The organism is Enterococcus sp. DIV0901a (assembly GCF_051711525.1).
Taxonomy (GTDB): Bacteria; Bacillota; Bacilli; order Lactobacillales; family Enterococcaceae; genus Enterococcus_B; species Enterococcus_B faecium.
This window is the reverse complement of sequence record NZ_JBIOMW010000001.1, coordinates 1,376,007-1,402,737: the sequence shown is the minus strand read 5'-3', so window position 1 is coordinate 1,402,737 and position 26,731 is coordinate 1,376,007. Positions and strand designations below refer to the sequence as shown.

Annotated in this window: 26 protein-coding genes; 25 read left to right on the top strand and 1 reads right to left on the bottom strand. The window is 39.5% G+C overall.

Features of this window, described 5'->3' with window-relative positions; all coding sequences use genetic code 11:
- The first annotated feature begins 52 nt into the window (after positions 1–52).
- From pyrR to IGL70_RS06625, 14 genes are read left to right on the top strand one after another with little or no spacing between them, the layout of a single operon-like run.
- Complete coding sequence (gene pyrR, locus IGL70_RS06690; protein WP_002295862.1) at positions 53–592, top strand: bifunctional pyr operon transcriptional regulator/uracil phosphoribosyltransferase PyrR; 540 nt, start codon at positions 53–55, stop codon at positions 590–592.
- Positions 593–605: 13 nt separating this feature from the next.
- A complete protein-coding gene (locus tag IGL70_RS06685) occupies positions 606–1,889 on the top strand; it encodes a solute carrier family 23 protein (protein ID WP_002288870.1) in 1,284 nt (427 codons plus the stop codon).
- Positions 1,890–1,901: 12 nt separating this feature from the next.
- Positions 1,902–2,828, top strand: a complete 927-nt coding sequence (locus tag IGL70_RS06680) for an aspartate carbamoyltransferase catalytic subunit (protein WP_002288872.1) — start codon at positions 1,902–1,904, stop codon at positions 2,826–2,828.
- An 18-nt stretch (positions 2,829–2,846) separates the two neighbouring features.
- The gene (locus IGL70_RS06675) at positions 2,847–4,127 is read left to right on the top strand and encodes a dihydroorotase (RefSeq protein ID WP_104873668.1); all 1,281 of its coding nucleotides are present in this window, start codon (positions 2,847–2,849) and stop codon (positions 4,125–4,127) included.
- A 4-nt stretch (positions 4,128–4,131) separates the two neighbouring features.
- Positions 4,132–5,208, top strand: coding sequence for a carbamoyl phosphate synthase small subunit (locus tag IGL70_RS06670; RefSeq protein WP_002288877.1), 1,077 nt, complete (start codon positions 4,132–4,134; stop codon positions 5,206–5,208).
- A gap of 4 nt (positions 5,209–5,212) precedes the next feature.
- Entirely contained in the window at positions 5,213–8,398 is a 3,186-nt protein-coding gene (gene carB, locus IGL70_RS06665) for a carbamoyl-phosphate synthase large subunit (RefSeq protein WP_002288878.1), read from the top strand.
- Positions 8,399–8,451: 53 nt separating this feature from the next.
- Complete coding sequence (locus IGL70_RS06660; protein WP_002288879.1) at positions 8,452–9,228, top strand: dihydroorotate dehydrogenase electron transfer subunit; 777 nt, start codon at positions 8,452–8,454, stop codon at positions 9,226–9,228.
- A complete protein-coding gene (locus IGL70_RS06655) occupies positions 9,225–10,157 on the top strand; it encodes a dihydroorotate dehydrogenase (protein WP_002299718.1) in 933 nt (310 codons plus the stop codon). The genes IGL70_RS06660 and IGL70_RS06655 overlap by 4 nt, the downstream gene beginning before the upstream one ends.
- The gene (gene pyrF / locus IGL70_RS06650) at positions 10,154–10,870 is read left to right on the top strand and encodes an orotidine-5'-phosphate decarboxylase (RefSeq protein ID WP_002299720.1); all 717 of its coding nucleotides are present in this window, start codon (positions 10,154–10,156) and stop codon (positions 10,868–10,870) included. Before IGL70_RS06655 ends, pyrF begins: the two co-directional genes overlap by 4 nt.
- Before the next feature lie 6 nt (positions 10,871–10,876).
- A complete protein-coding gene (pyrE, locus tag IGL70_RS06645; protein ID WP_002288884.1) occupies positions 10,877–11,506 on the top strand; it encodes an orotate phosphoribosyltransferase in 630 nt (209 codons plus the stop codon).
- Positions 11,494–11,808 carry a hypothetical protein gene (locus IGL70_RS06640; protein WP_002288892.1) on the top strand — a complete coding sequence of 105 codons (315 nt, stop codon included), beginning with the start codon at positions 11,494–11,496 and terminating at the stop codon, positions 11,806–11,808. Before pyrE ends, IGL70_RS06640 begins: the two co-directional genes overlap by 13 nt.
- A 37-nt stretch (positions 11,809–11,845) precedes the next feature.
- A complete protein-coding gene (locus IGL70_RS06635; RefSeq protein WP_002288886.1) occupies positions 11,846–12,487 on the top strand; it encodes a YfbR-like 5'-deoxynucleotidase in 642 nt (213 codons plus the stop codon).
- Between the two features lie 42 nt (positions 12,488–12,529).
- Positions 12,530–13,222, top strand: a complete 693-nt coding sequence (locus IGL70_RS06630; RefSeq protein ID WP_181042710.1) for a carbonic anhydrase family protein — start codon at positions 12,530–12,532, stop codon at positions 13,220–13,222.
- Entirely contained in the window at positions 13,219–14,121 is a 903-nt protein-coding gene (locus IGL70_RS06625; RefSeq protein WP_002288888.1) for a LysR family transcriptional regulator, read from the top strand. Before IGL70_RS06630 ends, IGL70_RS06625 begins: the two co-directional genes overlap by 4 nt.
- Before the next feature lie 157 nt (positions 14,122–14,278).
- Here the strand turns inward: IGL70_RS06625 and efbA are convergent, their stop codons facing one another.
- The gene (gene efbA / locus IGL70_RS06620; RefSeq protein ID WP_010727775.1) at positions 14,279–15,985 is read right to left on the bottom strand and encodes a fibronectin-binding protein EfbA; all 1,707 of its coding nucleotides are present in this window, start codon (positions 15,983–15,985) and stop codon (positions 14,279–14,281) included.
- A gap of 189 nt (positions 15,986–16,174) precedes the next feature.
- Here efbA and IGL70_RS06615 point away from each other — a divergent pair, with 189 nt between their 5' ends.
- The 11 genes from IGL70_RS06615 to IGL70_RS06565 all read left to right on the top strand — a co-directional run bounded on the left by IGL70_RS06615 (position 16,175) and on the right by IGL70_RS06565 (position 26,598).
- Entirely contained in the window at positions 16,175–16,798 is a 624-nt protein-coding gene (locus IGL70_RS06615) for a hypothetical protein (RefSeq protein ID WP_002295864.1), read from the top strand.
- Positions 16,799–17,247: 449 nt separating this feature from the next.
- Positions 17,248–18,297: a tryptophan ABC transporter substrate-binding protein gene (gene trpX, locus IGL70_RS06610; protein WP_086300092.1), complete on the top strand. Its 1,050-nt coding sequence runs from the start codon at positions 17,248–17,250 to the stop codon at positions 18,295–18,297.
- Positions 18,294–19,175 (top strand): ABC transporter permease, encoded by an 882-nt coding sequence (locus IGL70_RS06605; RefSeq protein ID WP_002289631.1) that lies wholly within the window; start codon positions 18,294–18,296, stop codon positions 19,173–19,175. The genes trpX and IGL70_RS06605 overlap by 4 nt, the downstream gene beginning before the upstream one ends.
- 2 nt (positions 19,176–19,177) lie before the next feature.
- Complete coding sequence (locus IGL70_RS06600; protein ID WP_104873670.1) at positions 19,178–19,948, top strand: ABC transporter ATP-binding protein; 771 nt, start codon at positions 19,178–19,180, stop codon at positions 19,946–19,948.
- A 278-nt stretch (positions 19,949–20,226) separates the two neighbouring features.
- Positions 20,227–21,081, top strand: a complete 855-nt coding sequence (gene aroE, locus IGL70_RS06595) for a shikimate dehydrogenase (protein ID WP_002324836.1) — start codon at positions 20,227–20,229, stop codon at positions 21,079–21,081.
- Between the two features lie 177 nt (positions 21,082–21,258).
- Positions 21,259–22,422 carry an LCP family protein gene (locus tag IGL70_RS06590; RefSeq protein WP_002295866.1) on the top strand — a complete coding sequence of 388 codons (1,164 nt, stop codon included), beginning with the start codon at positions 21,259–21,261 and terminating at the stop codon, positions 22,420–22,422.
- Positions 22,423–22,538: 116 nt separating this feature from the next.
- Positions 22,539–22,949 (top strand): VOC family protein, encoded by a 411-nt coding sequence (locus tag IGL70_RS06585; protein WP_002299733.1) that lies wholly within the window; start codon positions 22,539–22,541, stop codon positions 22,947–22,949.
- 173 nt (positions 22,950–23,122) lie between these two features.
- Complete coding sequence (gene topB, locus IGL70_RS06580; RefSeq protein ID WP_104873671.1) at positions 23,123–25,351, top strand: type IA DNA topoisomerase; 2,229 nt, start codon at positions 23,123–23,125, stop codon at positions 25,349–25,351.
- Between the two features lie 170 nt (positions 25,352–25,521).
- Complete coding sequence (locus tag IGL70_RS06575; RefSeq protein ID WP_002317704.1) at positions 25,522–25,806, top strand: hypothetical protein; 285 nt, start codon at positions 25,522–25,524, stop codon at positions 25,804–25,806.
- 160 nt (positions 25,807–25,966) lie between these two features.
- Positions 25,967–26,203: an AbrB/MazE/SpoVT family DNA-binding domain-containing protein gene (locus IGL70_RS06570; protein WP_002289715.1), complete on the top strand. Its 237-nt coding sequence runs from the start codon at positions 25,967–25,969 to the stop codon at positions 26,201–26,203.
- On the top strand, positions 26,200–26,598 hold the full coding sequence (locus IGL70_RS06565; RefSeq protein WP_002306744.1) for a type II toxin-antitoxin system death-on-curing family toxin: 399 nt from the start codon (positions 26,200–26,202) through the stop codon (positions 26,596–26,598). The genes IGL70_RS06570 and IGL70_RS06565 overlap by 4 nt, the downstream gene beginning before the upstream one ends.
- The last annotated feature ends 133 nt before the right edge of the window (positions 26,599–26,731 follow it).

Below are 26,731 nucleotides of genomic sequence, written 5' to 3'. Positions count from 1 at the left end.
CTGTCCTCTTAGGGCAGGAGTTTTTTTATGCAAAAAAGTAGGGGGAATGAAAATGCAAGCAAAAGAAGTAGTAGATCAGGTAACCATGAAGCGAGCATTGACTCGAATTACTTATGAGATTATCGAGAGAAACCATAGTATCCAAGATATCGTATTGGTAGGTATCAAAACACGAGGAATCTACATTGCATCAAGAATTGCCGAACGCCTGAAGCAGCTAGAAGATATCGATATTCCTGTAGGAGAACTGGACATCACTTTATACCGAGATGACAAAAAAGAAAATCCAGAAGAACCGGAACTTCATTCTTCTGACATCCCAGTTTCCTTAGAAGGAAAAGAAGTTATTTTGATTGATGATGTTTTGTATACAGGACGAACGATTCGAGCAGCAATGGACGCAGTAATGGATTTTGGCAGACCAAGAAAAATTTCATTAGCAGTCCTGGTCGATCGTGGGCATCGAGAATTGCCAATCCGTGCAGATTATGTTGGGAAGAACATTCCAACATCTCGGGCGGAAGAGATTTTAGTAGAGATGCAAGAGCTTGATGGACAAGATCGCATCATGATTTTGAAAGAGGAAGATTAGAGGAGAGAGAAACATGTCGGAGAAAAAAGGATTTCATAATGATGACGTGGTGTTAGATATCCACGATCGCCCAACCCCAGGACATTGGGTAGGATTAAGTTTACAACACTTGTTCACGATGTTCGGAGCAACCGTGTTAGTCCCCATCTTAGTAGGTATCGATCCAGGTATTGCGCTAGTCAGTTCAGGACTAGGTACATTGGTGTACTTATTTACTACTAAAGGAAAGATACCTGCGTACTTAGGAAGCAGCTTCGCTTTCATTGCAGCGATGCAGCTTTTGATGAAAACAGATGGTTATCCAGCGATTGCACAAGGAGCAGTCACAACTGGATTAGTCTATTTGATTGTTGCGCTGATCATCAAAAAGATCGGTTCAGCATGGCTGGATAAAATCTTGCCTCCAATCGTCGTCGGTCCAGTCATCATGGTTATCGGGTTGGGACTTGCGGCAAATGCAGCAACAAATGCTATGTATAATCAGGGCACGTATGATTTCAAGTATATTGCTGTAGCGCTGATCACATTAGGATTAACAATTTTCTTCAACATGTGGCTAAGAGGTTTTCTCGGATTGATTCCGATTTTACTAGGTATCATTAGCGGATACATCGTAGCCTTGCTGTTTGGAATCGTGGATACTAAGCCAATCGTAGACGCTGCCTGGTTTGCTGTTCCTAACTTTGAGATTCCCTTTGTACAATATGAACCAAAGCTATATCTTGGAGCAATCACAACAATGGCACCCATCGCTTTTGTGACGATGACAGAGCATATCGGCCATCTTATGGTATTGAATAAACTAACTAAACGTAATTTCTTTGAAGAACCGGGTCTTCATAAGACGTTGACAGGTGATGGGTTAGCACAAATCGTGGCAGCCTTTGTCGGAGGTCCTCCTGTAACAAGTTACGGTGAAAACATTGGTGTTCTGGCTATCACACGTGTCCATAGCGTGTTTGTGATCGGTGGAGCTGCAGTATTTGCAGTCATTTTAGGATTCGTAGGAAAATTAAGCGCTTTGATTTTAAGTATCCCTGGACCAGTCATCTCAGGAATCAGTTTTATCTTATTTGGAGTAATTGCCGCAAGTGGAATGAAGATTTTAATCGAGAACAAAATCGATTTTGATAAAAAGAAAAATCTGTTGATTGCTTCAGTTATCTTAGTAGTAGGAATTGGCGGACTCGTCTTTGAAGTAGGCACATTTACATTGTCGGCAATGGCATTAGCAACTGTACTTGGCATCATTTTAAATCTTATCTTACCAGAAACTTCACGAAGCGAAGAAAACTAAGGAGGAAACATTATGATCATCAAATCAGAACGTATCAGCTTAAAGCATTTATTGACCGTTGAGGCACTTACTGATCAAGAAGTTATGGGCTTGATCCGCAGAGGGCAGGAATTCAAGCAAGGTGCTAATTGGACTCCGCAAAAGCGCCAGTACTTTGCTACAAACCTCTTTTTCGAAAATAGTACTCGCACACATAAAAGCTTCGATGTAGCGGAGAAAAAACTAGGGCTAGAAGTGATTGAATTTGAAGCAAGCACAAGCTCTGTCCAAAAAGGGGAAACACTATACGATACAGTACTGACGATGTCAGCATTAGGCGTAGACGTAGCGGTTATCCGTCATGGTGATGAGAACTATTATGACGAACTGATACAAAGTAAAACAATCCAGTGTTCGATTATCAATGGAGGAGACGGAAGCGGACAGCATCCAACCCAATGCTTGCTTGATTTGATGACCATTTATGAAGAATTTGGTCATTTTGAAGGTCTGAAAGTTGCCATCGTAGGTGATATCACTCACTCTCGCGTAGCTAAATCCAATATGCAGATGTTAAAACGTCTAGGCGCACAAGTATTCTTCTCAGGTCCTAGAGAATGGTACGACGATGAATTCGAAGTGTACGGACATTATATGCCATTGGATGAACTACTAGATCAAGTTGATGTCATGATGATGCTTCGGGTGCAACACGAACGCCATGATGGAAAAGAAAGTTTCTCAAAAGAAGGCTACCATCAGGAACATGGGTTAACAGTTGAGCGTGCGAAGAAGTTGCAAAAACATGCAATCATTATGCACCCAGCACCAGTTAACCGCGATGTAGAATTAGCTGATTCATTAGTGGAAGGATTACAGTCGCGGATCGTTCAGCAAATGAGCAATGGAGTATTCGTCAGAATGGCAATCTTAGAAGCAGTGCTAAATGGAAAAGCGTAATTATAGGAGGATGAAAAAATGAAAACACTCATTAAAAACGGTCAGATCAATACACGAAAAAATATGACGACACCAGCAGAAATTTGGATAGAAGATGGGCGAATCAAAGCAATCGGTACAGGATTCTCAGAAGCCGAATTTGATGAAGTGTTTGATGCAAAGGGACAATTGATCACACCTGGTTTAGTGGACGTCCATGTTCATTTGAGAGAGCCAGGATTTACATACAAGGAGACGATCGAAGCTGGGACTCGCTCAGCTGCTCGTGGTGGTTTCACTACTGTATGCGCGATGCCGAATTTAAATCCTGTACCTGATACGGCAGAAAAGCTGAGACAAGTATATGACATCATTAGAAAAGATGCAGTTGTGAAGGTATTGCAGTATGCGCCAATCACAGAAAATCTGCGAAGTGAGAAATTAGTTGATCAAGAAGCACTGATTGAAGAAGGTGCTTTTGCTTTCACAAATGACGGTGTAGGTGTCCAAACAGCTGGGACGATGTATCTGGCTATGAAAGAAGCTGCAAAAAACAATAAAGCCCTAGTAGCCCATACAGAAGATGAATCTTTATTATTTGGCGGCGTTATGCACGCTGGCAAGAAGGCAGAAGAACTTGGTCTTCCCGGGATCTTAAGCGTAACCGAGTCTTCTCAAATTGCTAGAGATCTGTTGCTAGCTGAAGCAACTGGTGTTCATTACCATGTTTGCCATGTTTCTACTAAAGAAAGTGTCCGTGTAATCAGAGACGCAAAAAAAGCAGGAATCCACGTAACAGCAGAAGTTTCACCCCATCATCTTATTTTGATCGACGAAGATATTCTCGAAGATTTCGGCTTTTGGAAAATGAACCCGCCACTAAGAGGACGGGAGGACAGAGAAGCTTTGATCGAAGGCTTGCTTGACGGTACGATCGATTGCATCGCTACAGATCATGCCCCCCATGGATTAGAAGAAAAAAGCCAAAGTTTCATGAAATCACCATTTGGTATCGTAGGAAGCGAAACAGCGTTTCAACTGATCTATACTCATTTTGTAGAAACTGGTCGATTCACGTTGGAACAAGTGATCAATTGGTTGGCAGTTAAACCGGCTGAGATTTTTGGTTTGAATGCAGGAACGCTAACGGTTGGTGCCCCCGCTGATGTAGCAGTTTTTGATATTACACAAACTTGCACGATCGATAAAGAAGACTTTTTATCAAAAGGGGAGAATACACCTTTTATCGGCTGGAAAGTAAAAGGCGAAACACAAATGACTTTTGTCAACGGAAAACTTGTGTGGCAGAAGGGAGAATAAAAGTATGGAACGTTTGCTTATATTAGAAGATGGAACAGTTTTCGAAGGAAAGGCTTTTGGTGCAGATGCTAGTGTCTTCGGAGAAATCGTTTTTACAACAAGTATGACTGGTTATCAAGAAACTATCACTGATCAAAGTTTTAACGGTCAAATCATTACATTTACCTATCCTATGGTGGGTAATTATGGGGTAAATAGAGATGATTATGAATCGATTTCTCCAACATGCAAAGGAGTAGTAGTAAAAGAACATGCACGTGTAGCTTCAAACTGGCGAAACCAAATGACGCTAGATTCATTTTTGAAACAAAAAGGAATTCCTGGAATATCAGGTATCGATACGCGCGCCCTTACTCGCAAAATCCGTGAAGTCGGAACGATGAAAGCTAGTATCGTTGATGCTGGAGATTCCTTCGAACATGCATTTGATCAGCTGAAAGCAACCGTTCTAGCAACCAATCAAGTGCAGCAAGTCTCAACTAACAAACCTTATCCAAGTCCAGGAACAGGTCGGAAAGTCATTGTCATTGACTTCGGCTTGAAACATAGTATTTTACGAGAATTGAGTAAAAGAAACTGTAACCTCACAGTACTTCCCTATAACACAGATGCCGAGACGATTTTAGCGCTATCACCAGACGGAGTCATGCTGACGAATGGACCTGGTGATCCAAAAGATGTGCCAGAAGCAATCGAAATGATCAAAAAAATCCAAGGAAAAGTACCGATTTTTGGTATTTGTCTCGGTCACCAGTTATTTGCTTTAGCCAACGGTGCAGATACCTATAAAATGAAATTCGGACATCGAGGATTAAATCACCCGGTACGAGAAGTAGCGACCGGAAGAATTGATTTTACTTCTCAAAATCATGGCTATGCAGTCGATGAAGCCACGATTGATCCAGAAAAACTCATCGTAACTCATGTAGAAGTAAATGACGGAACAGTAGAAGGAGTCAAACACAGAGATTATCCCGCTTTCAGTGTGCAGTTTCATCCAGATGCTGCCCCTGGTCCGCATGATGCACTACATTTATTTGATGAATTTATGGAAATGATGGACGCAGGAAAGGAGCAGTAAACAGATGCCGAAACGTACAGATATCAAGAAAATTATGGTGATTGGATCTGGTCCGATCATCATTGGTCAAGCCGCAGAATTTGACTACGCAGGAACACAAGCCTGCCTTGCCTTAAAAGAAGAAGGATATGAAGTGGTTTTAGTAAATTCTAATCCTGCGACGATCATGACGGATAAAGAAGTGGCAGATCAAGTATATATCGAACCGATCACACTTGAATTTGTATCAAGGATTCTTCGAAAAGAGCGTCCAGATGCTCTCCTTCCAACTTTAGGCGGACAGACAGGCCTCAATATGGCAATGGAGCTGGCAGCATCAGGTATTTTAGAAGAATTGAACATAGAACTTCTAGGAACAAAGCTTTCTGCGATCGATCAAGCAGAAGATCGTGATCTATTCAAACAGTTGATGAAAGAATTGAATCAGCCAATCCCCGAGTCTGAAATCGTCAATACAGTAGAAGAAGCTGTAGATTTTGCAAATAAAATCGGCTATCCTGTCATCGTTCGTCCAGCCTTTACTTTAGGCGGAACTGGTGGAGGTATGTGTGAAAATGAAGAAGAATTACGTATCGTATCAGAAAATGGATTAAGTCTTTCCCCCGCTACCCAATGTTTGATTGAACGAAGTATTGCAGGTTTTAAAGAAATTGAATATGAAGTGATGAGAGATTCGGCTGATAATGCAATCGTTGTCTGCAATATGGAAAATTTTGACCCGGTGGGTATCCATACAGGTGATTCTATCGTATTTGCCCCTAGTCAAACATTGTCTGACCATGAATATCAAATGCTTCGTGATGCTTCTCTTTCGATTATTCGAGCACTTAAGATCGAGGGAGGCTGTAACGTCCAACTCGCTCTTGATCCACATAGTTTTAATTATTATGTGATTGAAGTCAATCCGCGTGTTTCTCGTTCATCTGCGTTAGCAAGTAAGGCGACTGGCTATCCGATCGCTAAGCTAGCTGCTAAAATAGCGCTTGGATTAACATTAGACGAAATGAAAAATCCTGTTACAGGAACGACTTTTGCAGAATTTGAACCTGCATTAGATTATGTTGTAGCTAAAATTCCTCGCTGGCCGTTTGATAAGTTTGAAAACGGAGAACGGCTTTTAGGCACGCAGATGAAAGCAACTGGTGAAGTGATGGCTATCGGTCGGAATATCGAAGAGTCTTTATTGAAAGCTGTGCGTTCTTTAGAAATCGGTACACACCATATCGAACTTCCTGAGTTGGCAGACATCACGGACGATGACCTAATCCAAAAAGTGGTTCGAGCACAAGATGATCGCCTGTTTTATGTAGCTGAAGCTATTAGAAGAGGGTACACCATAGAAGAATTAGCGGATTTGACAAAAATCGATTTATTCTTTTTAGATAAACTGTTGCATATCGTAGAAATCGAACAGCAGTTGAAACAGCAGCCGTTGGATGACAAGATACTGAAAACAGCGAAACAAAACGGTTTTACAGACAAAAAAGTGGCGGAGCTGTGGGAAATAAACGAAGAAGCCGTTCGCCAGATGAGAAAAGAAAATGATTTGATTCCTGTATATAAGATGGTTGACACTTGTGCAGCGGAATTCGAATCAAAAACACCTTATTTTTATAGTTCCTATGAATATGAAAATGAAAGTTCACGATCAGAAAAGCCCTCAATTCTAGTACTGGGATCTGGTCCTATCCGTATCGGACAAGGGGTTGAATTTGACTATGCGACTGTGCATTCTGTCAAAGCAATCCAGCAGGCAGGATACGAAGCAATCATCATGAACAGCAATCCTGAAACAGTTTCGACTGACTTTTCTATTTCGGATAAATTATATTTTGAGCCATTGACCTTCGAAGATGTGATGAATGTGATCGAGCTAGAACAGCCGATAGGAGTAATCGTTCAATTTGGTGGTCAGACAGCAATCAACTTAGCCGAACCTTTGACTGCTGCTGGTGTAAAAATCTTAGGGACAACGATCGAAGACTTGGATCGTGCGGAAAATCGTGATTTATTCGAGCAAGCGCTGAAAGAGTTGGATATTCCTCAACCTTTAGGGGATACTGCTACAAGTAAAGAAGAAGCCGTGGTTATCGCTTCGAGAATTGGTTATCCAGTTCTTGTTCGTCCAAGCTATGTATTAGGCGGACGTGCGATGGAAATCGTTGAAAACCAGCGAGATTTAGAAGATTACATGGAACATGCCGTGAAAGCATCTCCAGAACATCCAGTACTAGTGGACCGTTACTTGCTTGGCGGTGAATGCGAAGTGGATGCGATTTGTGACGGTGAAACAGTACTCATCCCAGGGATCATGGAGCATATTGAGCGTGCTGGTGTCCATTCAGGGGATTCAATGGCTGTGTATCCACCTCAAACATTATCTGAATCGATCAAGAAAACGATCGAAGATTACACGATCCGCTTAGCATTAGGTTTGAATTGTGTCGGGATGATGAATATCCAGTTTGTCATCCATGAAAATGAGGTTTATGTGATCGAAGTCAATCCTCGAGCAAGTCGGACTGTTCCATTCTTAAGTAAGGTGACAGGAATTCCAATGGCACAAATTGCGACGAAAGCTATTTTGGGAGAGAAACTAAAGACACTTGGTTATGAAAACGGACTTTATCCAGAAACAAAAGAAGTTCATGTTAAAGCACCTGTCTTTTCTTTTACGAAATTGCAGAAAGTTGATACTTACTTAGGGCCTGAAATGAAATCGACTGGAGAAGTAATGGGATCTGACAGACAATTAGACAAAGCTTTGTACAAGGCATTCGAAGCTTCTGGATTACACTTGCCTGAATATGGAGCCGTATTATTTACGATTGCGGACGAAACAAAAGAAGAAGCACTAGAATTAGCTAAACGTTTTACAGAAATTGGCTATAGTCTGATAGGAACGAAACATACAGCTGCTTATTTCGAAAAAAATGGTCTGGTCGTTGAAACAGTAGCGAAAATTTCTGAGGAAGCAGCAGAAAAAAATGTAGTCGACTTAATAAGAGATGGTAAAACACAAGTGGTTGTCAATACGATTGATAAAGATCGGGGAAATGCTTCTAAAGACGGTTTCATCATCCGAAGAGAAGCAGTTGAACATGGTATTCCATTGTTTACTTCTTTAGACACAGCAGATGCGATCGTTCGAGTGATGGAATCCCGTGCTTTTTCAACTAACCCTATTTAACGGCGAGCACATGTTAAGACAAAAAGACGAAAAACCGTTGCAGGAGGGGACAGATGAAACAAGAAATGATGGAAATCGTTCAGCAAAAACAGCTGGCACCAAAGATTTTTGAAATGACATTGAAAGGTGATCTAGTAAAAGAAATGCAGCAACCAGGACAGTTCTTGCATATTCTCGTGCCGCGTGCAGACTTGCTATTACGCCGACCGATTAGCTTGAATCATATCGACCACGAAACAAATACTTGCCGTATCATTTATCGGGTGGAAGGTGAGGGGACTAGAGTCTTCTCTACTCTTTCTGCCGGAGACCATTTAGATGTCATGGGTCCTTTAGGCAATGGTTTTGATTTGTCCAATCTTCATACAGGAGACGAAGTATTTATAATCGGTGGAGGAATCGGTGTCCCTCCTCTATATGAGTTATCAAAACAGTTAGTCGAAAAAGGAATTAAGCCAACGCATTTTTTAGGTTTTGCCACACATGAAGTCGTTTATTATGAAAAAGAATTTAATCGTCTAGGAGAAACAAGAATCGCTACTGACGATGGAACATACGGTATGCACGGAAATGTCGGTAATTTATTGTTAGGAACGAAGACGGAACCTACAGCTGTTTTTGCATGTGGTTCAAACGGGTTATTGAAGACAGTGGAACAGCTGTTTTCTTCGCATCAAAATGTCCAGTTATCATTAGAATCCCGCATGGCATGTGGGATAGGGGCTTGCTATGCTTGCGTTTGTCATACGCCGGAAGATGAAACAGGAACAAAAAGTGTGAAAGTTTGTGACGAAGGACCGATTTTTAAAATAGGAGAGGTAATTATATGAATGAGAATCCTTTAGCAGTCAAGCTCCCCGGTCTAGAATTAAAAAATCCTATCATGCCGGCAAGCGGCTGTTTCGGTTTTGGCAAAGAATACGGAAAATACTATGATTTGAATCAGCTTGGATCGATCATGGTCAAGGCAACGACTCCAAATGCCCGCTTTGGCAATCCCACACCAAGAGTGGCGGAAACACCATCTGGCATGTTGAATGCAATTGGTTTGCAAAATCCTGGTCTAGACGTTGTTATGCATAAACTTCTTCCAGAATTAGAGGAGTACAATGAGTTACCCATCATCGCAAATGTTGCTGGTGCTTGTGAAGAAGACTATGTAGAAGTTTGTAGCAAAATTGGCGAAGCGCCAAATGTGAAAGCAATCGAGCTGAATATTTCTTGCCCAAATGTCAAACATGGCGGAATTGCTTTTGGAACAGATCCTGATGTTGCTTTTCAATTAACACAAGCAGTAAAGAAAGTTTCTTCTGTTCCTGTCTATGTCAAATTGTCCCCAAATGTAACAGACATCGTTCCAATCGCTCAGGCAATCGAAGCTGGAGGGGCAGATGGGTTTACGATGATCAATACTCTTCTTGGTATGCGGATTGACCTTAAGACAAGAAAACCGATTTTAGCCAATCAAACAGGTGGACTCTCCGGACCAGCAATCAAGCCTGTCGCTATTCGTTTGATTCACCAAGTAGCAAGTATATCCAGCCTTCCAATCATTGGGATGGGCGGCGTGCAGACAGTGGATGATGTTCTTGAGATGTTTATGGCTGGAGCAAGTGCTGTAGCTATAGGGACCGCGAATTTCACCGATCCGTATATCTGTCCTAAACTAATTAAAGAGCTCCCTGTGCGAATGAGCGAACTAGGCATCGAATCGCTGGAAAGATTAATAAAAGAAGTGAGAGAGGAACGTGAACGATGAATCAACTAGACCAACGACCAATTATTGCATTAGATTTTTCAACTAGGCAAGAGGTAGAAGACTTTCTTCGATTTTTCCCGAAAGAAGAAAAATTGTTTGTGAAAATCGGAATGGAATTGTTCTACCAAGAAGGACCTGAAATCGTACGTTATCTAAAAGAGGCTGGTCATAATGTATTTTTAGATCTGAAACTTCACGATATTCCGAATACGGTCGAAAAAGCAATGCGGGGATTGGCAAAGCTTGGTGTTGATCTCACCTGTGTTCATGCCGCTGGCGGTATTCGTATGATGGAGGCGGCAATGCGAGGATTAGAAGAGGGGACTCCAGAAGGTGGAAAACGTCCGCTACTTCTAGCTATCACTCAGCTTACTTCTACAAGTGAAGAAGAAATGCATGCCGATCAACTAATCGAAGTTTCTTTAGAAAAAAGTGTGATCCATTATGCTAGCTGTGCCAAAAAAGCAGGATTAGATGGTGTGGTTTCTTCTGCTTGGGAAGTAGAAGCGATCAAAGAAATGGCAGGAGACGAATTTGTTTGCTTAACTCCGGGTATAAGACCAGAAGGAACAGTCGCAGGAGATCAGACAAGAGTAGTCACACCTTCTCAGGCAAAAGAGATCGGCTCAACTTTTATCGTTATAGGTCGACCAATCACTCAGTCAACTAATCCTTATAAAGCATATCAAACGATTCAAACAGAATGGAGCTAACCTAAAATGAATGTTGAACAAAGTATCGCAAAAGACTTATTAGAAATTGAAGCAGTATTTTTAAATCCAAGTAATCCTTTTACATGGGCAAGTGGAATCAAAAGCCCAATTTACTGTGATAACCGAATCACGATGAGCTATCCAAAAGTCCGAAAAGAGATCGCAAAAGGATTAGCAAGCAAAATCAAAGAAGCTTACCCTGAAGTACAAGTGATTGCTGGAACTGCAACAGCAGGAATCCCTCATGCCGCATGGGTAGCGGAAATACTGGATTTGCCAATGGTCTATATTCGAAGTAAGGCGAAAGATCATGGGAAAGGTAACCAAATCGAAGGACGTATATTTGAAGGTCAGAAGATGGTTGTGATCGAGGATTTGATTTCTACAGGCGGAAGTGTCTTGGAAGCAGCTGAAGCAGCAAAAAGAGAAGGTGCGGATATCCTTGGTGTTGCGGCTATCTTTACGTATGAGTTGCCAAAAGGAAAAGCAAATTTCGAAAAAGCCGAAATCCCTCTTATGACGTTGACCAATTATTCTGTATTGATTGAAGCAGCTTTAGAAGATCGTTATATCGATGAGCAAGAATTAACTCTGCTAAAAGAATGGAAAAAAGATCCTGAAAATTGGCAGATTTAAGCGCGCTTGATGAAGATAGAGAAATCCGATTTGTGTCTCCAGAATCATCAATTGGAATAGCAAAAATCCAAAAACTGATTGCGAGAAGCATCTTTTCATCAGGTATGAAAAGAAACTTCTATCGTGATCAGTTTTTGATTTTTTTAAAATTCATTTTTCTAAGACTGGTTAGCAGAAAGAAGAGAATAATCTCTTCTCTTTTTTCTATTATATATAGATTTTCTCTATTTTTTGGTAAGGGAGCTGTTTCAAAAATGGTAAAGAGCGGAAATGTTGCGAATATCAGTTATTTAATGATATGATATTCGGAAAAAGAAATCTCAAAGGGAGGTAACTTTTATGGGATTGAATGAATTTATTTTAGGATTGAACAATTTAGAGACGATCACAAGGGCACCTGGATTTTTTAAATATACAGAGCATACAGTTGCAGCACATTCGTATCGTGTAGCATCTATTGCGCAAGTTCTAGGAGACATTGAAGAAGCGAATGGACAACCGATCGATTGGAAACTGCTCTATGAAAAATCATTGAATCATGACTACACAGAGCGTTTTATTGGTGATATCAAAACGCCGGTGAAATACGCAAGCAAAGAGTTAAGAGGGATGCTGCAAACAGTTGAAGAAAAGATGACGGACGAATTCATCAACCAAGAGATTCCAGCTGAGTTCCAAGAAGTTTATCGCCGTCGGTTGTTCGAAGGAAAAGATGAAACCGTAGAAGGAGAACTATTAGCCATTTCAGATAAGGTTGACCTTCTTTATGAATCTTTTGATGAAATCATCAAAAATAACCCGGAAAAAGTTTATAAGGAGATGTTCATTGAGGCAGTGACTACGATTAAAAGCTTTGAACATCGGCCTTCTGTTCAGTATTTCTTTAAAGAGATATTTCCGGAACTATTGAACCAGGAATTTTATGGAAAAGAGGCGTTTTTAGAAACCGTCTCAACGATTGTAAAGAAAGAAGAAAAATAAAAATGATATGAGATGCAGGGGGAAGTATAGTTGAAAAAGAATATGGATGTCGAATGGGGCTATTCTGGAGACAAAGGTCCGGAAAATTGGGCGAGTTTATGTGATTGGTTTGCGAGAGGTGCGGAATTTCCATTGCAGTCGCCTATTCATTTGACCAAGGGGGAAGAAACCAAAATAGAAGGAGACACGCTTTCCTTTCATTATCAAAAGCAACGGTTTACTGACAAGGAATTCAAAAACACGATTCATTTAGTACCTTTTGACCAACTCAGTTATGTAGAGTTCAAGAAAGAACGCTATTATTTGACAGATATTCATTTCCACTTACCTTCTGAACATATCATCAACGGAAAACAGGAAGATATTGAATTTCATTTTGTTCATATGAACAGCAAAAAAGAGAATCTAGTTGTGGGTGTCATGTACCAGCTAATGGTACAGGAAGGTTGGCTGTATAATCAAGAAAATGGGGAAAGTTGGAACTTAGAAAAACATGAGCATTGGGTAAATCCGGATGTGTTCTTTCCGGAGCAAAAAAGCCATTTCCATTATATTGGCTCATTGACAACTCCGCCTACCAGCGGGCCAATCCAATGGTTTGTAATGGATCATGTAGGAAAACTGAACCAAGAGTTTCTTCTCCCCTTCGATGGTCAGTATGCTCGACCGAACAACCGACCAATCCAGCCCTTGAATGAAAGAGAAATTTATTATTTCGAGGAGTTTGAGCAATGAATATTCAGCAGATGAAATACGTGGTCGCTGTAGCAAACAATGGTAGTTTCAGAGAAGCGGCAAAGAAAATGTTTGTCTCCCAGCCAAGTCTTTCAGCTGGTATCAAAGAATTAGAAACCGAGTTAGGGATCACGCTGTTTACTCGAACGAATCGAGGGGCATATTTAACAGAAGAAGGGCAAGACTTCTTAAATCGTGCCGAGAAAATATTGGTCCAGCTTGATACATTAGAAACTCACTATCTAACGAGTGAAAAGAGAGACAATTTTTCGATCGCTGCCCAGCATTATGATTTCTTAGGTCCTTTGACCGCACAGCTACTCGAGGAATTCAAAGACGAGATCAAACAATTCCGGATCATGGAGACGACAACAGCGAGAGTGATCGAAGAAGTCAAAGAGCAGCACAGTGAGATCGGTATTATTTATATGAATGAGCATAATCAAGCTGGTATCAGAAGATATTTACAACAAGGAGAGCTAAGTGGCCGAAGCATTGGAAAATTCAAAACGCATATTTTTTTAAGGCAAGGACATCCATTAGCTGAACACGCAGAGATCACCAAAGAAGAATTGTTATCTTATCCTCAAGTTCGTTTTACACAGGATGGAAATAATTTCCCGTATTTTTATGAAGACCTTATCGAGATCCCTGATCAAGAAACAGTGATTTATACGAGTGATCGAGGGACTTTGATGAATATCGTTCTTGAAACTGATGCTTACGCTTCAGGATCTGGTATTGTGATTGGAGGGATTCGCGAGCATTTGCGGTTAATCCCTTTGGCAGAAGGCGAACTAAATGAATTTTATATCATTTATTCGGCGAAACGTCCGCTCAGTGAAATCGCTCAAAGATTTATCAAAGAGCTTACTCGGTTACTGGACCAGCAGAGCTAAGAAAAGCAGATGAGAACGCTGTTTATTGAACACCGTTGATCAAAAAAGAGGGGTTGTGACAGAATTTTGTCACAACTCCTCTTTTTGTAGCAAACAATTTATAACTAATTGCTGTTGTGGGAAAGTACGCAAATATGATTCTAGAAACACTCATTGATTACCTGTTTTGTTTCATAGCTGTAATTTTTTCTTCTTCTGGTGTCACGATAATCGTCTTTTGGTTTTCATAAATAACATAACCAGGCTTGGCGCCATTTGGTTTTCGGATATGCTTTACCTGTACAAGATCAACCGGCACTTGGGCAGAGTATCGGTATTTTGAAAAATAGGCAGCTAACTCGGCAGCTTCTGTAATTGTTTCATCTGAGGGCTTGTCACTTTTAATGATGACGTGCGAACCGGGTATATTTTTTGCATGAAGCCAATAGTCGGTTTTTTTAGCTGTCTTCATTGTCAGCTGGTCATTTTGAAGATTGTTTTTACCAACAAGAATGAGCGTTCCGTCAGAAGAAAAGTATTGATCAGGCTGAGATGGTTTCTTACGTTTTTGTTTTTTTAAGTTCTTCTTTTTCAGGTAACCTTCTGAAGTCAATTCTTCTTTGATTGCTTCGATATCCATTGGACCGGCAATTTCCAGTTGAGATAAGACAGATTCAAGATATTGGATTTCATCTTTGGCTTCTTGGATTTGTTCGCCAATCAGCTTAACAGCGTTCTTCAGCTTTTGGTATCGATGGAAATATTTCTGTGCATTTTGATTTGGTGTCAATGCCGGATCTAGTGCTATTTTGATTGGCCGATCTTCTTCATAATAATTAGGTAAAACAACTTCTTTTGCGCCGCGTGGTACTTGTGTCAGAAAAGTAGTAAGTAGTTCGCCATCTCTACGGTAATTCTCAGCGTTTTCGGATTCTTTGAGTGTTTGTTCACGTTTTTTCAATTTATTTTTATTTCGTTTTAGTTCATTTTCGATTTTTCGAATCAGTTCTCCGCCTTGTTGTTTTGCCCGATCTTTCTCTGCTTTTTCGTGATAATAGCTATCTAATAATTGACTGAGTGTTGGATAAGCTGTTACAGCAGATGCCTGTTCGGACAATACCTGATAAGCAATCGGTGTGAAAAAATCTTTATTTTCCGTTTCGTAAAAAGTAGGAATAGGCTGATGGCTGATGGCTGAGAAAAATTCGTCCCATACAACCATCTTTTCATTAGGACGTTCCAGTAATCTTTTGGTCAGCTCTTGAGCGGTATCGAAACCGATTCCCTGAAACTGACGTTGGATTGCTTTTGGCTCTAGTTCAGTTTGGGAAAGCCGCTGAAAAATTTTTTCTTTCTCGGAGCTAAATGGGTTCAAGACCTCTTGTTTTGGCGGAGCAACATATTCTACACCAGGAAGCAAAGAACGATAAGTGTTTTGAGAGCTTCCAATGTGTTTGATCGCATCCAGTATTTTTCCAGTTTCTCGATTAACTAAGACGATCGTACTATGACGTCCCATTAATTCAACGATCAATATGATATTTTGTAGATCACCCAACTCGTTTCGTTTAGCAAAGTGGAAATGGATCACTCGATCATTTTCGATTTGTTCGATGTCTTCTAAAATAGCGCCATCCAAATATTTTCGAAGCATCATCACGAAGTTAGGCGGATTATCAGGATTCTGATAATCGATTTGGGTAATCTGTACACGAGCATAACTTGGGTGCGCAGATAATAATAATCGATGGTTTTTGCCGCGTGAACGAATCACCAGCACGATTTCATTTTCATAAGGCTGATGGATTTTCGAGATCCGGCCAGATAGTAACGTTTCACGCAATTCGTTGACCATCGCGTGGGTAAATACACCATCAAAGGACATGGTTCATTCCTCATTTCTTTTCATAAGTATATTCATTATAACGAAAAAAAGAAGAAAAACCAATTTGGCCGAATAGTAAAGCAAAAGTCTAGAAAAATCTTGGACTAATTACATAAAAAACAGTGTTTCTATCGTTGAAATCCAAATTTTTAGGTATAATAAAAAATAGGAGAAAAAGTAGAAAAGAAGGTGTTTGTTATTTGGGAAGTAGTTAAATCGAGAGTACAAGAAATGAATGAACATTTCTCAGTGTCATTCGCAGAAAATCCAAGTAAGTATTTTCGACGTCTTGTTTTTCTGCTCATCTTATCATTGCTGTTAACAGTTGCAATGTTTTTATTGCCGGAAAAAATCCGAGAAGAGCAAGTAAATAGTCTCGTTTATTCGTCTATACCAACCAGCAAATTGAAACCTTTTGATTACAGCAAAGCTGATCAGAAAATCAAACAAAGCCGGGCGATATCGGTGATGTTCAGCAAACCGAACGGGAAAACCTATCAGGACATGCTTGATGTTTTTAATGATCCTGAGCTTATGGAAGAATTGAATCGACCGATCTTTTATTATCCGATCGTTTATGATGTACATGAACTGGAACAAAAATATAACATACGAACGGATGAAGTGACATTTATTTTCTTTGATGGAGGAAAAGAAGCAAATCGGATAACTGCGGGTAAGGGAGGAATAACTGATTTTGATAAGGAGTTGATCCCTGAACTGAATCGACTTCCGTTAGCCAATATCAAACAATTAGAAGAAGAATTGGATAGAACGGGAGTAACTTCCCAAAATTCCGAGATTGCTAATTGAGACATTGGCGCGATGAAACGGTGGGTCTATATAGCGCTATTTTTAATTATCAGAACAAGTGATGTTTGATCTTCAAAATAACAAATAAAAAATAAAAAAATATAGTTGACGAAATTCAAAAATTCGATTAGACTTAAATCAATTCTTAAGGAAAGGGTGACCTGTAATGAACTTATCAAAACGTATTTCAGCAGAAAACAAAAAAAATTGGCGCAGCTGGCGTAGATAAGTTGTATTAATGGTGAGACTTTCCCATAGATACAACTTTTTAGAGTGCATTTCTAAAGCTTGTATCTATGCTAGACATGAACATTGACTGCCGCATAGATTAGAATCTATGCGGTTTTTTGTGTAAAGACAATGACCGCTTTGGCCATTGTCTTTTTTTGTAGACTGGATACTTGCCTAATTATAATAAATAAAAAGATTGACTTTGCAGGAGGAAAAAAATGAAAAACAAACGATTAATAACAGTTGTAGTAATTATTTTAGTTTATTTAGCAGGCGCATTTATTTATGGAAAAGCCTCAGGCGAAAAAGAAAGTACTTCGACGAACCAGACAAAAAAAACAACAGTTGTTGGGGTACTGCAATACGTGAGCCATCCGGCATTAGATGAGATTTATCGAGGAATCAAAGATGGTCTGAAAGAAGAAGGATTAAAAGAAGGAGAAAATCTTGAGATCAAATTTCAAAATGGACAAGCCGATCAGAGCAAGCTAGCCACAATGAGTCAACAGCTAGTACAATCTGATCCAGATGTCTTGATTGGAATCGCAACACCTGCTGCTCAATCATTAGCAAACACGACTTCATCGATCCCAGTTGTGTTAGGTGCTGTAACGGATCCTGTGGGGGCTGGATTAGTCGCTTCTTTAGAGAAACCTGGTGGTAATGTAACAGGTGTTTCTGATCAGCCGCCTGTTGCTTCACAAATCAAGCTTGCTTCTGATTTGTTGCCAAATGCAAAAAAAGTCGGAATCTTGTATGCTTCTTCAGAGGATAATTCAAAATACCAAGTAGTACAAGCAGAAGAAGCTGCAAAAAAAGAAGGGTTAGAATCAGTAAAATATGCGGTGCCTTCCACTAATGAGATTGCACAAACCGTTCAAGTGATGAGCCGACAAGTCGATTTTATCTATGTTCCATTAGATAATACCATTGCCAATGCGATGCAAACAGTGGTAAAAGAAGCAAACAAAGCAAATATCCCCGTCATTCCATCTGTGGATACAATGGTGGAACAAGGTGGACTAGCAACAATCGGGATCAATCAATATCAATTAGGGCTTCAAAGCGGTAAGATGGCAGCAGAACTTGCGAGTGGAAAAGAAAAACCGGAAACGACGCCTGTTTATACATTTGATCAAGGGGATACAGTGATCAATCAATCTCAAGCTGATCGCTTAGGAATCATTGTTCCCCAATCGATGAAGGAAAAAGCCAAAATCATTACAGATGACTCGCAGCAAGAAACATCTAAGGAGGATGACAAATGATCGTATCAGCTATTTCACAAGGCATGCTTTGGGCAATATTAGGATTAGGGATTTTCATGACTTATCGGATCTTAGACTTTCCTGATATGACGACAGAAGGGTCCTTCCCATTAGGTGCTGCTGTCTGTGTGACAGCTATTACTCATGGGGTAGCGCCGATTGTAGCTACATTATTAGGCGTAGGTGCTGGCATGATAGCAGGACTCGTTACGGGGTTACTTTATACAAAAGGAAAGATACCGGTTATTTTAGCAGGGATTTTAGTGATGTCAGGATTGAACTCAGTTATTTTGTTTGTGATGCGAACACCAAATCTTTCTTTATTGAATCATCCGATTCTACAAGACAGCTTCCATCGCTTTGGGTTACCTGATTACTTTGACACAGTCCTTCTTGGCTTCATCTCTTTGGGCATCTTGATTGCTGTACTGCTATTCTTCTTCAATACAGATTTGGGTCAAGGCTATATTGCGACAGGAGACAACGAAACGATGGCTCGGTCGTTAGGGATAAAAACCGATCGTATGAAAATTTTAGGTTTAACTTTGTCGAACGGTGTCATTGCATTATCCGGTGCGCTGATTGCCCAGAACGACGGATATGCAGATGTAAATAAAGGGATTGGCGTAATCGTCATCGGTCTTGCTTCCATCATCATCGGTGAAGTGATCTTCCAAGAATTGACGCTAGCAGAAAGATTGATTGCTATTGTTGTCGGCAGTATCATTTATCAGCTATTGATTTTAGTAGTAATCAAACTAGGGTTTGACACGACTTATCTGAAGTTGTTCTCCGCTATCATCTTAGCTATTTGTCTGATGATCCCGCAATTGAAGAAAGCACTGAACTTAAAAACGGGTTTTGAGAAGGAGGCATAGTAATGACTGATATATTGACAATCAAAAATGGCAGAAAAGTCGTAAACAATGGAATGAATGAAGAGAAAATACTATTGGATGAAATTAACCTTACAATCAGAGAAGGGGACTTCATCACTGTCCTTGGCGGGAATGGTGCTGGAAAAAGCACACTGTTCAATACGATCGCTGGTACGCTTCAACTCAGTCAAGGATTAATCTCTTTTAAAGATCAGCTGATCACAAAAGATTCAGAAGAAAAAAGAGCACGATTCCTTTCTCGAGTTTTCCAAGACCCCAAGATGGGAACGGCTCCTCGGATGACAGTAGCAGAAAATTTGCTACTTGCACAAAAAAGAGGTCAAAAACGGAAATTCCGTTTACGTAACTTGAAAAATCAAAAAGAAGATTTTTTCAGACTATGTCAAGAAGTCGGTAATGGCCTAGAGCAACACTTGGATACTCCAGCGGGTGAATTATCTGGTGGTCAACGCCAAGCATTAAGCTTGCTGATGGCGACGATCACAGCTCCTGAGTTACTATTATTAGATGAACATACTGCAGCTTTAGATCCTAAAACAGCTAAAGCATTAATGCGATTAACAAATCAGCGGATCAATGAACAAAAATTGACTTGTCTCATGATCACGCATCGAATGGAAGACGCCTTGAAATACGGAAATCGTCTGATCGTACTCCAAAAAGGGAAAATCGTTCAAGATATTTCTGAAAAAGAAAAGCAACATTTGACAATGGGCGACCTTTTGCAGTTCTTTGAAGAAGTAGTGGATTGATTTCGACAGAAAAATTCCTTTCAGTAGAAGGACTTGAAAACTCATTGACATCTTCCTTTGATTCATCCTATACTTAAAACAATAAACAATTAAACATATTTGGGTGTTTTGTAGGATCACGTAGTCAATGATTTTAACAATTAAATAGAATATTCTTTGCTCTGACAAGTAAACGATGAGAAAAGAATTTGCTACTTTGCCACCTAGACGTTTCGTACTTTTTCGTATCAAACGCTAAGTGGCTTTTTTTATTGAAGTAAGAACAAAGGAGGAATAAGATGATTTCTGGACAAACCAAATTAGCTGGGCTCTTTGCTGATCCGGCTTCTCACAGTTTATCCCCCTTGATGCACAATACTGCTTTTGAAGCAAACAACATCGATGCGGTGTATTTAGCTTTCCAAGTAAATCCAATGAATTTGAAGCAAGCAGTCGAAAGTATTCGAACTTTTGATATGTTAGGTGTAAATCTTTCGATGCCGAATAAAACAGCGGTTATTCCTTATCTGGATGAGGTAAGCCAGGAAGCGCAATTGATCGGAGCAGTGAATACGATCGTGCACGAAAAGGGTCGTTTGATTGGCTATAATACCGATGGTGCGGGCTTCATGCAATCCGTGCAAGAAGCTGGGATTTCGATCAAAAAGAAAAAAATGACTCTACTGGGAGCTGGAGGTGCAGCAAAGGCAGTCACTGTTCAAGCAGCGTTAGACGGCGCTGAGGAAATCGTAGTTTATAAACGAAACAACCAAACATTCGCTCAAGTAAAAGAAACATTCGAACAACTCAGCTATCGAACTTCTTGTAAGATAAAAGTTCGTGACTTTGCCGATACGCATCAATTAAGAAAAGACTTGAAAGAAAGCTGTCTTCTAGTCAATGCAACAGATATCGGGATGGGAAAGAAAATCAATCAGTCACCGCTCTTAGATATAAGCATGATGCATGAGGATCTAGCGGTTTTTGATTTGATTTATGCACCTAGAGAAACACGTTTATTAAAAGAAGCAAAAAAAGTAGGAGCAAAAGGATACAATGGACTTGGCATGTTGATCTACCAAGGAGCAATCGCGTTTGAATTATGGACAAAGGAAAAGATGCCGATCCATGTGATTGAAAAGCTGTTTGATTAAAAAAGGATAATAGATAAAGATCTTTTATTCTCGCATAAACGGTCTCAAGAAAAGTAATCCTTTATGTATCGAAGCATTTATTTCGTTATTTTTTATTAAATTATCAAAAAATGATAGGCTTTTGTCGATTGGTTATCGTATCCTTTATTTATCAGTAAGAAACGAGGAGGAACCACAATGAGTCGGATGGATCGCTATAAGGACATCCATAAGAAGGCGAAACCTCTGAAGCGGGATACGGGGAGTATTTTTGCTAGAAGAGAACGAAAACGAACGCGTATGGAAAATGAGGAAGATGCTACCCGTATTTATGAAAGAGAGCAGCATTCATTTGAACATTTGAACCAATACGAGCAACAGATATACAGAGATGCACCAAGAGCAGAAGAACAACAAAAAAATAAAAAATTTTTCAATCGGCAAAAGAAGAACAAACCGTTAAAACCTCGAAGAAAGCGATCGTGGAAAAAAATCATTCTATCGATTTTGCTTGTTTTGATCCTTTATTCAGGTATCTCATTTTTTATTGGTAAATATGTAGCTGAACACGACACAAGCTTAGAGGCAGCGACTTCAGAAACCTTTCATGGGCAAAAAGCGACGAATGGTGCGCATAATATTTTGATCCTTGGAAGTGATACACGCGGAGAAGATGCCGGGCGAGCCGATACGATCATGGTCTTACAGTTGGATGGTCCTTCCCATAAGCCGAAACTGATTTCTTTTATGCGTGACAGCTTCGTTACGATCCCAGGGGTAGGACAAAATAAGATCAATTCAGCTTATGCATACGGAGGAGCCGATCTAGTGCGTCAAACTTTAGTAGAAAATTTTGGAATCGATTGTCAATACTATGCGAAAGTCGATTTCAAATCGTTTGAAAAAGTGATCGATGCCTTATTCATGAACGGAGTGAAGATCGATGCAGAAAAAGATCTGAATCTGGATGGTGTAGATATTAAAAAAGGGGTCCAGAAGATGGATGGACATGTTCTTTTGCAGTACGCACGTTTCCGAATGGATGAACAAGGAGACTTTGGCCGTGTCAGACGCCAACAGCAAGTAATGAACGCTATTTTCAGCCAATTGAAGAATCCATTGAATCTGATCCGTGCACCTTATGCAGCTGGTAAAGCTTTAGGGTATACATCCACAGATGTCACTGCTTGGTTCTTGACGAAAAACCTCTTTTCGATTGCACGAGGAGCTGGTGGCATTGATCGAATAAGTGTGCCAGTAGACGGTTCGTGGAATTATGGGCAAAGTGATTATGCTGGCAGTATTCTTGAAATTGATAATCAAATGAATCAATCTGCTATTACAGATTTTTTGAATAAATGATCATAAAAAAGATCAAGAAGAAGCTGCGCAAGGCTTTTGTCATGAATCAATCAAACGATTCACTCGTAAAAAACGCTTTCTTATGGTAGATTTAACCAAGAGAGGAGCTGTTTACATTGGATATCTATCTGAACTTCAAAAATGAGTCGCGTGAAGCCATCGCTTTTTATGAAAAAGTTTTTGAGACTGAAGCATCAGGTATCACCACATACGGTGAAATGCCTGGAATAGAACAAATGAACTTGCCAGAAGAAGCAAAAAATCTAATCACGAATGCACGGCTGAACATTTATGATACATTAGTTATGTTTGCAGATACGCCAGAAGGAATTGGTCCTGAATTAGTTGTGGGAAATAATGTTTCTTTAGTCATCCAGACAAGAAATGAAGAAGAAACAAAGCGCCTATTTGAAAGCTTAGCTGAGGGTGGTAAGATTGAGATGCCACTGGATGCTGTTCCGTGGGCTCAATTGTATGGGATGGTAACTGATCGATTTGGCATCAACTGGCAGATCAACCAAGAGTGACAGCTAAAGATGAATATTTTTTGGAAACATCATGCAGCAAACGGAACATCGTTTGTTTGCTTGATGTTTTTTGTTCCTATTTCGACTATACGGTATCTTTTTTTTATTGCCAGATGCGAAAATATGTTCCATAATAGAGAAGTCCGCAAAAATCAAGTAACGGAGGTCAGAAGATGAAGACGGTGATACTAGCTGAAAAACCTTCACAAGCAAAAGCCTATGCCGAAACCTTCCAACAGCGAAAGCGACATGAAGGGTATTATGAAATCAGCGATCCATTGTTTGCTGGTGAAGTAACCATCACTTATGGTTTTGGACATTTGGTAGATATGGTTGCTCCAGGAGCTTATGAAGAGCGTTGGGCAAAATGGTCGTTAGAAAATTTGCCTATTTTCCCAGAAACCTTCCGTTACGGAGTTCCAAGGGACAAACGTACACAATTTTCGATCGTAAAACGAGAGTTACAGTCAGCTGATACCATCATTATTGCAACAGATGGTGATCGAGAAGGTGAAGCCATCGCGTGGTCGATTATTCGACAAGCAAACGCATTTTCTAAGGAAAAGAACTATTTACGTTTGTGGATCAATTCTCTTGAAAAAGAAGCAATCTATGATGGTTTTAAGAATCTTCAACCTGGGAAGAACTATTTTCCAAAATATAAAGAAGCGCAAGCAAGGCAGAACGCTGATTGGCTGATTGGAATGAATGGAAGTCCATTATATAGCTTGCTACTTCAACGAAAAGGGATTGATGGCAGTTTTTCTCTTGGTCGTGTACAAACACCGACACTCTATATGATTTATCAGCTGCAAGAAGAAATCAAACACTTCAAAAAAGAAACGTACTTTGAAGGAGAAGGTTTAATTACGACAAACAAAGGGCAGTTTTCTGGAAAAATCGTACCAAAAAAAGCATTTAAAACCCAAGAAGAGTTAACGAAGGAAATAGAAAAACTTGGAGCGCATTTAGGTAAGCAAAACGGACGGATTCTTGAAGTTACGAAAAAGGAAAAGAGGTTGCATAGTCCACGTTTATTTTCACTATCTAGTTTGCAGACAAAGATGAATCAGCTAATGAAAGCAAGTGCCAAAGCTACACTTGATGCTGCTCAAGGATTGTACGAAAGCAAGTTTCTAAGCTATCCAAGAACGGATTCTTTTTACATTACAGAAAATGAGCATCAGTATCTGGTTAAACATCTGCAAAATTATAAAAAATTTTTAGGAATAGAAGAAGTACAGACAACTGAGATCAAAGCAAAGAAACGATATGTCGATGCGAAAAAAGTTCAAGAACATCATGCAATTATTCCGACAAAGACGATTCCGACTCCTGCACGCTTTGCGAAGCTTTCCAAATTACAGCAAGCAATCTATTTGCAAGTTTTGCGCACTACTGTGGCTATGTTTGCTGCAGATTATATCTACGAAGAGACGATTGTAATGACGGGCGTACAGCAATTAAAGCTAAAAAGCATCGGAAAGATCCCATTACAGCAAGGTTGGCAGGAAATCTTACGCATCAAGTCAAAAAAGAAAGAAGCTCAGACTCTTCCTCCTATCGTAGAAAATGAAGAAGCAGAAGTAGAACTGAAAAGTATGGAGAAAGAAACACAACCTCCAAAACCCTATACCGAAGGAACGTTGATCACAGCAATGAAAACTGCAGGAAAAACGCTGGATAATGATGAAGCGCAAGAAATTCTCAAAGAAGTAGAAGGAATAGGGACAGAAGCTACACGAGCCAATATCATTGAAAATCTTAAGCAGAAGCATTACATCGAAGTCAATAAAAACGAAATAACTGTTACGCCAAAAGGAATCACTCTTTGTAAGGCAGTAGCCAATGAACCATTACTGACGAGCGCAGAAATGACTGCGCGCTGGGAAGGGTACTTAAGAAAAATTGGTAAACAAGAGGGGACACCATCTGTTTTTTTAGAGAATATCAAAAAATTCATCCTACATTTATTAGCAGAAGTTCCTAATCAAATCGACAAGGTAGACTTTTCAGATGAGATTAGCGGGACACGACAGATAAAAGCGATGGAGAAGAAAAACGATCAATTAGGAAGATGTCCAAAATGTAAAAAGGGGATAGTCTTGCTTTATCCTAAAATCGCTACATGCTTGAATCCGGAATGCGACTTCAAATTGTGGCCAACAGTAGCTAAAAAGAAGCTGACTAAAACGAATCTCAGAGATTTGCTTTCAAAAGGAAAGACAAGTAAAGTTGTCAAAGGTTTTACTGGTAAAAAAGGGAAATTCGATGCAGTTTTAGTATTAAAAGAAGATATGACAATCGGTTTTTCTTTTCCTTGGATCGAAAACAGTGGAACAAAAGCAGTTGATGGAAACAAAGAAACATCAAGAAAAAATAATGAAAACGAAGTAGAGTAAATGAAAACAATGAAATAGCAGAATATTTATTCCGAAAAGTGAGAATATAAATACCAATAAAACTAAAAAATATCAGTCAATCAAGCAAAAATGTTGGGGTAGGCTGATTTTATATAGATAGCAAGGAGTTTTTTTATTTGAAAAAAGTGCATTCATTTTTAAATTATCTTATGGGAGCAATTACGATTGTGGCTGTGTACCAAGCATTTCTAAAGTATCCTGATTACGGGACGAAGTTGTTGTCATTGACGCACAATCAAACAGCATATTCACCAACGTTGATTTTATCGACTTTGACTGCAGGAGCTAAAAGCGCTACTTATTTTTTTCATAAAACGACAAGCATGCTAAAGCGAAAGAAACAGCGAAAACAATTGTTGATGGTGGTAGCGGCTATGATCATTATTTATTTTCTACCAGTTATTACACAAGTATTTCATCAATATTTTGGTTAAGAATACGAGAGTTTGTGACAAAAGTCATGTCACAAACTTTTTTTCTTTGTCATTTTTTCGTAAGAAAAAGCAAAATAAAAGTATATACATTGATTAAAAGTATATACTTGGATATAATGTACTTACTATAGAATGAGAATGGTATAGAGGGTGGCGAAATATGAAAAAAATGAAAAAGTATAAAATTAGAAAATCTGGCAATAGCGATGTAACAACTATCCCACCAGAAGTAAAAGAATTCATGGGTGTGCAGACAGGTGACGCAATCAGTTATGTTTTTCAATCTGATGGTTCTGTACGAATGATCAAAGCACAAGAAGAACCTGATATTGATTCATTAGTTGATTCGATCATGAATCAATATGAAGACGCGTTAAAAGATTTGGTTGATTTATGAGGTATCTTTCGACTAAAGAAATTATCAAAATCAACGCGAAAGTTATTTTACGTCACTCGCCAGGCGAAATGATCGGTGTAAAAGATGCCAATGCATTAGATATGGCTGTTAAACAGCCTTCACAAGCAGTATTTAATCAAGAACTCTATCCCGAAGTCTATGAAAAAGCGGCGATTTTAGCAATTAATTTAGCTAAAAAACATCCTTTTCATAATGGCAATAAACGAACTGCTCTTGTTGCCATGTTGTTGTTTCTTCAATTGAATAATTGTCCAGTTGCTTTTTCTCGTCAAGAAGCTGTTGATTTTATCATAATGATTACCACTAGTTCATTGGATTTCGATTCACTAAAGTCCAAGATAACCAATTATTTACGACAAACCGCAATAAAATGAACGAATTAAAAACTTTATTTCTCAATTAGATCAGCATGTCATTAAGGAATATGCTGATTTTTTTGTATGGTTAATCATACAAAATAGTTTTTTCATAAAAATATGGATTAATTTTGAAATAATTGATTTAAAA

What these genes read in the sequence shown, in the direction of transcription:
- pyrR (WP_002295862.1), top strand. Translation starts at nt 53, where the DNA reads ATGCAAGCAAAAGAAGTAGTAGATCAGGTAACCATGAAGCGAGCATTG.
- IGL70_RS06685 (WP_002288870.1), top strand. Translation starts at nt 606, where the DNA reads ATGTCGGAGAAAAAAGGATTTCATAATGATGACGTGGTGTTAGATATC.
- IGL70_RS06680 (WP_002288872.1), top strand. Translation starts at nt 1,902, where the DNA reads ATGATCATCAAATCAGAACGTATCAGCTTAAAGCATTTATTGACCGTT.
- IGL70_RS06675 (WP_104873668.1), top strand. Translation starts at nt 2,847, where the DNA reads ATGAAAACACTCATTAAAAACGGTCAGATCAATACACGAAAAAATATG.
- IGL70_RS06670 (WP_002288877.1), top strand. Translation starts at nt 4,132, where the DNA reads ATGGAACGTTTGCTTATATTAGAAGATGGAACAGTTTTCGAAGGAAAG.
- carB (WP_002288878.1), top strand. Translation starts at nt 5,213, where the DNA reads ATGCCGAAACGTACAGATATCAAGAAAATTATGGTGATTGGATCTGGT.
- IGL70_RS06660 (WP_002288879.1), top strand. Translation starts at nt 8,452, where the DNA reads ATGAAACAAGAAATGATGGAAATCGTTCAGCAAAAACAGCTGGCACCA.
- IGL70_RS06655 (WP_002299718.1), top strand. Translation starts at nt 9,225, where the DNA reads ATGAATGAGAATCCTTTAGCAGTCAAGCTCCCCGGTCTAGAATTAAAA.
- pyrF (WP_002299720.1), top strand. Translation starts at nt 10,154, where the DNA reads ATGAATCAACTAGACCAACGACCAATTATTGCATTAGATTTTTCAACT.
- pyrE (WP_002288884.1), top strand. Translation starts at nt 10,877, where the DNA reads ATGAATGTTGAACAAAGTATCGCAAAAGACTTATTAGAAATTGAAGCA.
- IGL70_RS06635 (WP_002288886.1), top strand. Translation starts at nt 11,846, where the DNA reads ATGGGATTGAATGAATTTATTTTAGGATTGAACAATTTAGAGACGATC.
- IGL70_RS06630 (WP_181042710.1), top strand. Translation starts at nt 12,530, where the DNA reads ATGGATGTCGAATGGGGCTATTCTGGAGACAAAGGTCCGGAAAATTGG.
- IGL70_RS06625 (WP_002288888.1), top strand. Translation starts at nt 13,219, where the DNA reads ATGAATATTCAGCAGATGAAATACGTGGTCGCTGTAGCAAACAATGGT.
- efbA (WP_010727775.1), bottom strand. Translation starts at nt 15,985, where the DNA reads ATGTCCTTTGATGGTGTATTTACCCACGCGATGGTCAACGAATTGCGT.
- trpX (WP_086300092.1), top strand. Translation starts at nt 17,248, where the DNA reads ATGAAAAACAAACGATTAATAACAGTTGTAGTAATTATTTTAGTTTAT.
- IGL70_RS06605 (WP_002289631.1), top strand. Translation starts at nt 18,294, where the DNA reads ATGATCGTATCAGCTATTTCACAAGGCATGCTTTGGGCAATATTAGGA.
- IGL70_RS06600 (WP_104873670.1), top strand. Translation starts at nt 19,178, where the DNA reads ATGACTGATATATTGACAATCAAAAATGGCAGAAAAGTCGTAAACAAT.
- aroE (WP_002324836.1), top strand. Translation starts at nt 20,227, where the DNA reads ATGATTTCTGGACAAACCAAATTAGCTGGGCTCTTTGCTGATCCGGCT.
- IGL70_RS06590 (WP_002295866.1), top strand. Translation starts at nt 21,259, where the DNA reads ATGAGTCGGATGGATCGCTATAAGGACATCCATAAGAAGGCGAAACCT.
- topB (WP_104873671.1), top strand. Translation starts at nt 23,123, where the DNA reads ATGAAGACGGTGATACTAGCTGAAAAACCTTCACAAGCAAAAGCCTAT.
- IGL70_RS06575 (WP_002317704.1), top strand. Translation starts at nt 25,522, where the DNA reads ATGGGAGCAATTACGATTGTGGCTGTGTACCAAGCATTTCTAAAGTAT.
- IGL70_RS06570 (WP_002289715.1), top strand. Translation starts at nt 25,967, where the DNA reads ATGAAAAAAATGAAAAAGTATAAAATTAGAAAATCTGGCAATAGCGAT.
- IGL70_RS06565 (WP_002306744.1), top strand. Translation starts at nt 26,200, where the DNA reads ATGAGGTATCTTTCGACTAAAGAAATTATCAAAATCAACGCGAAAGTT.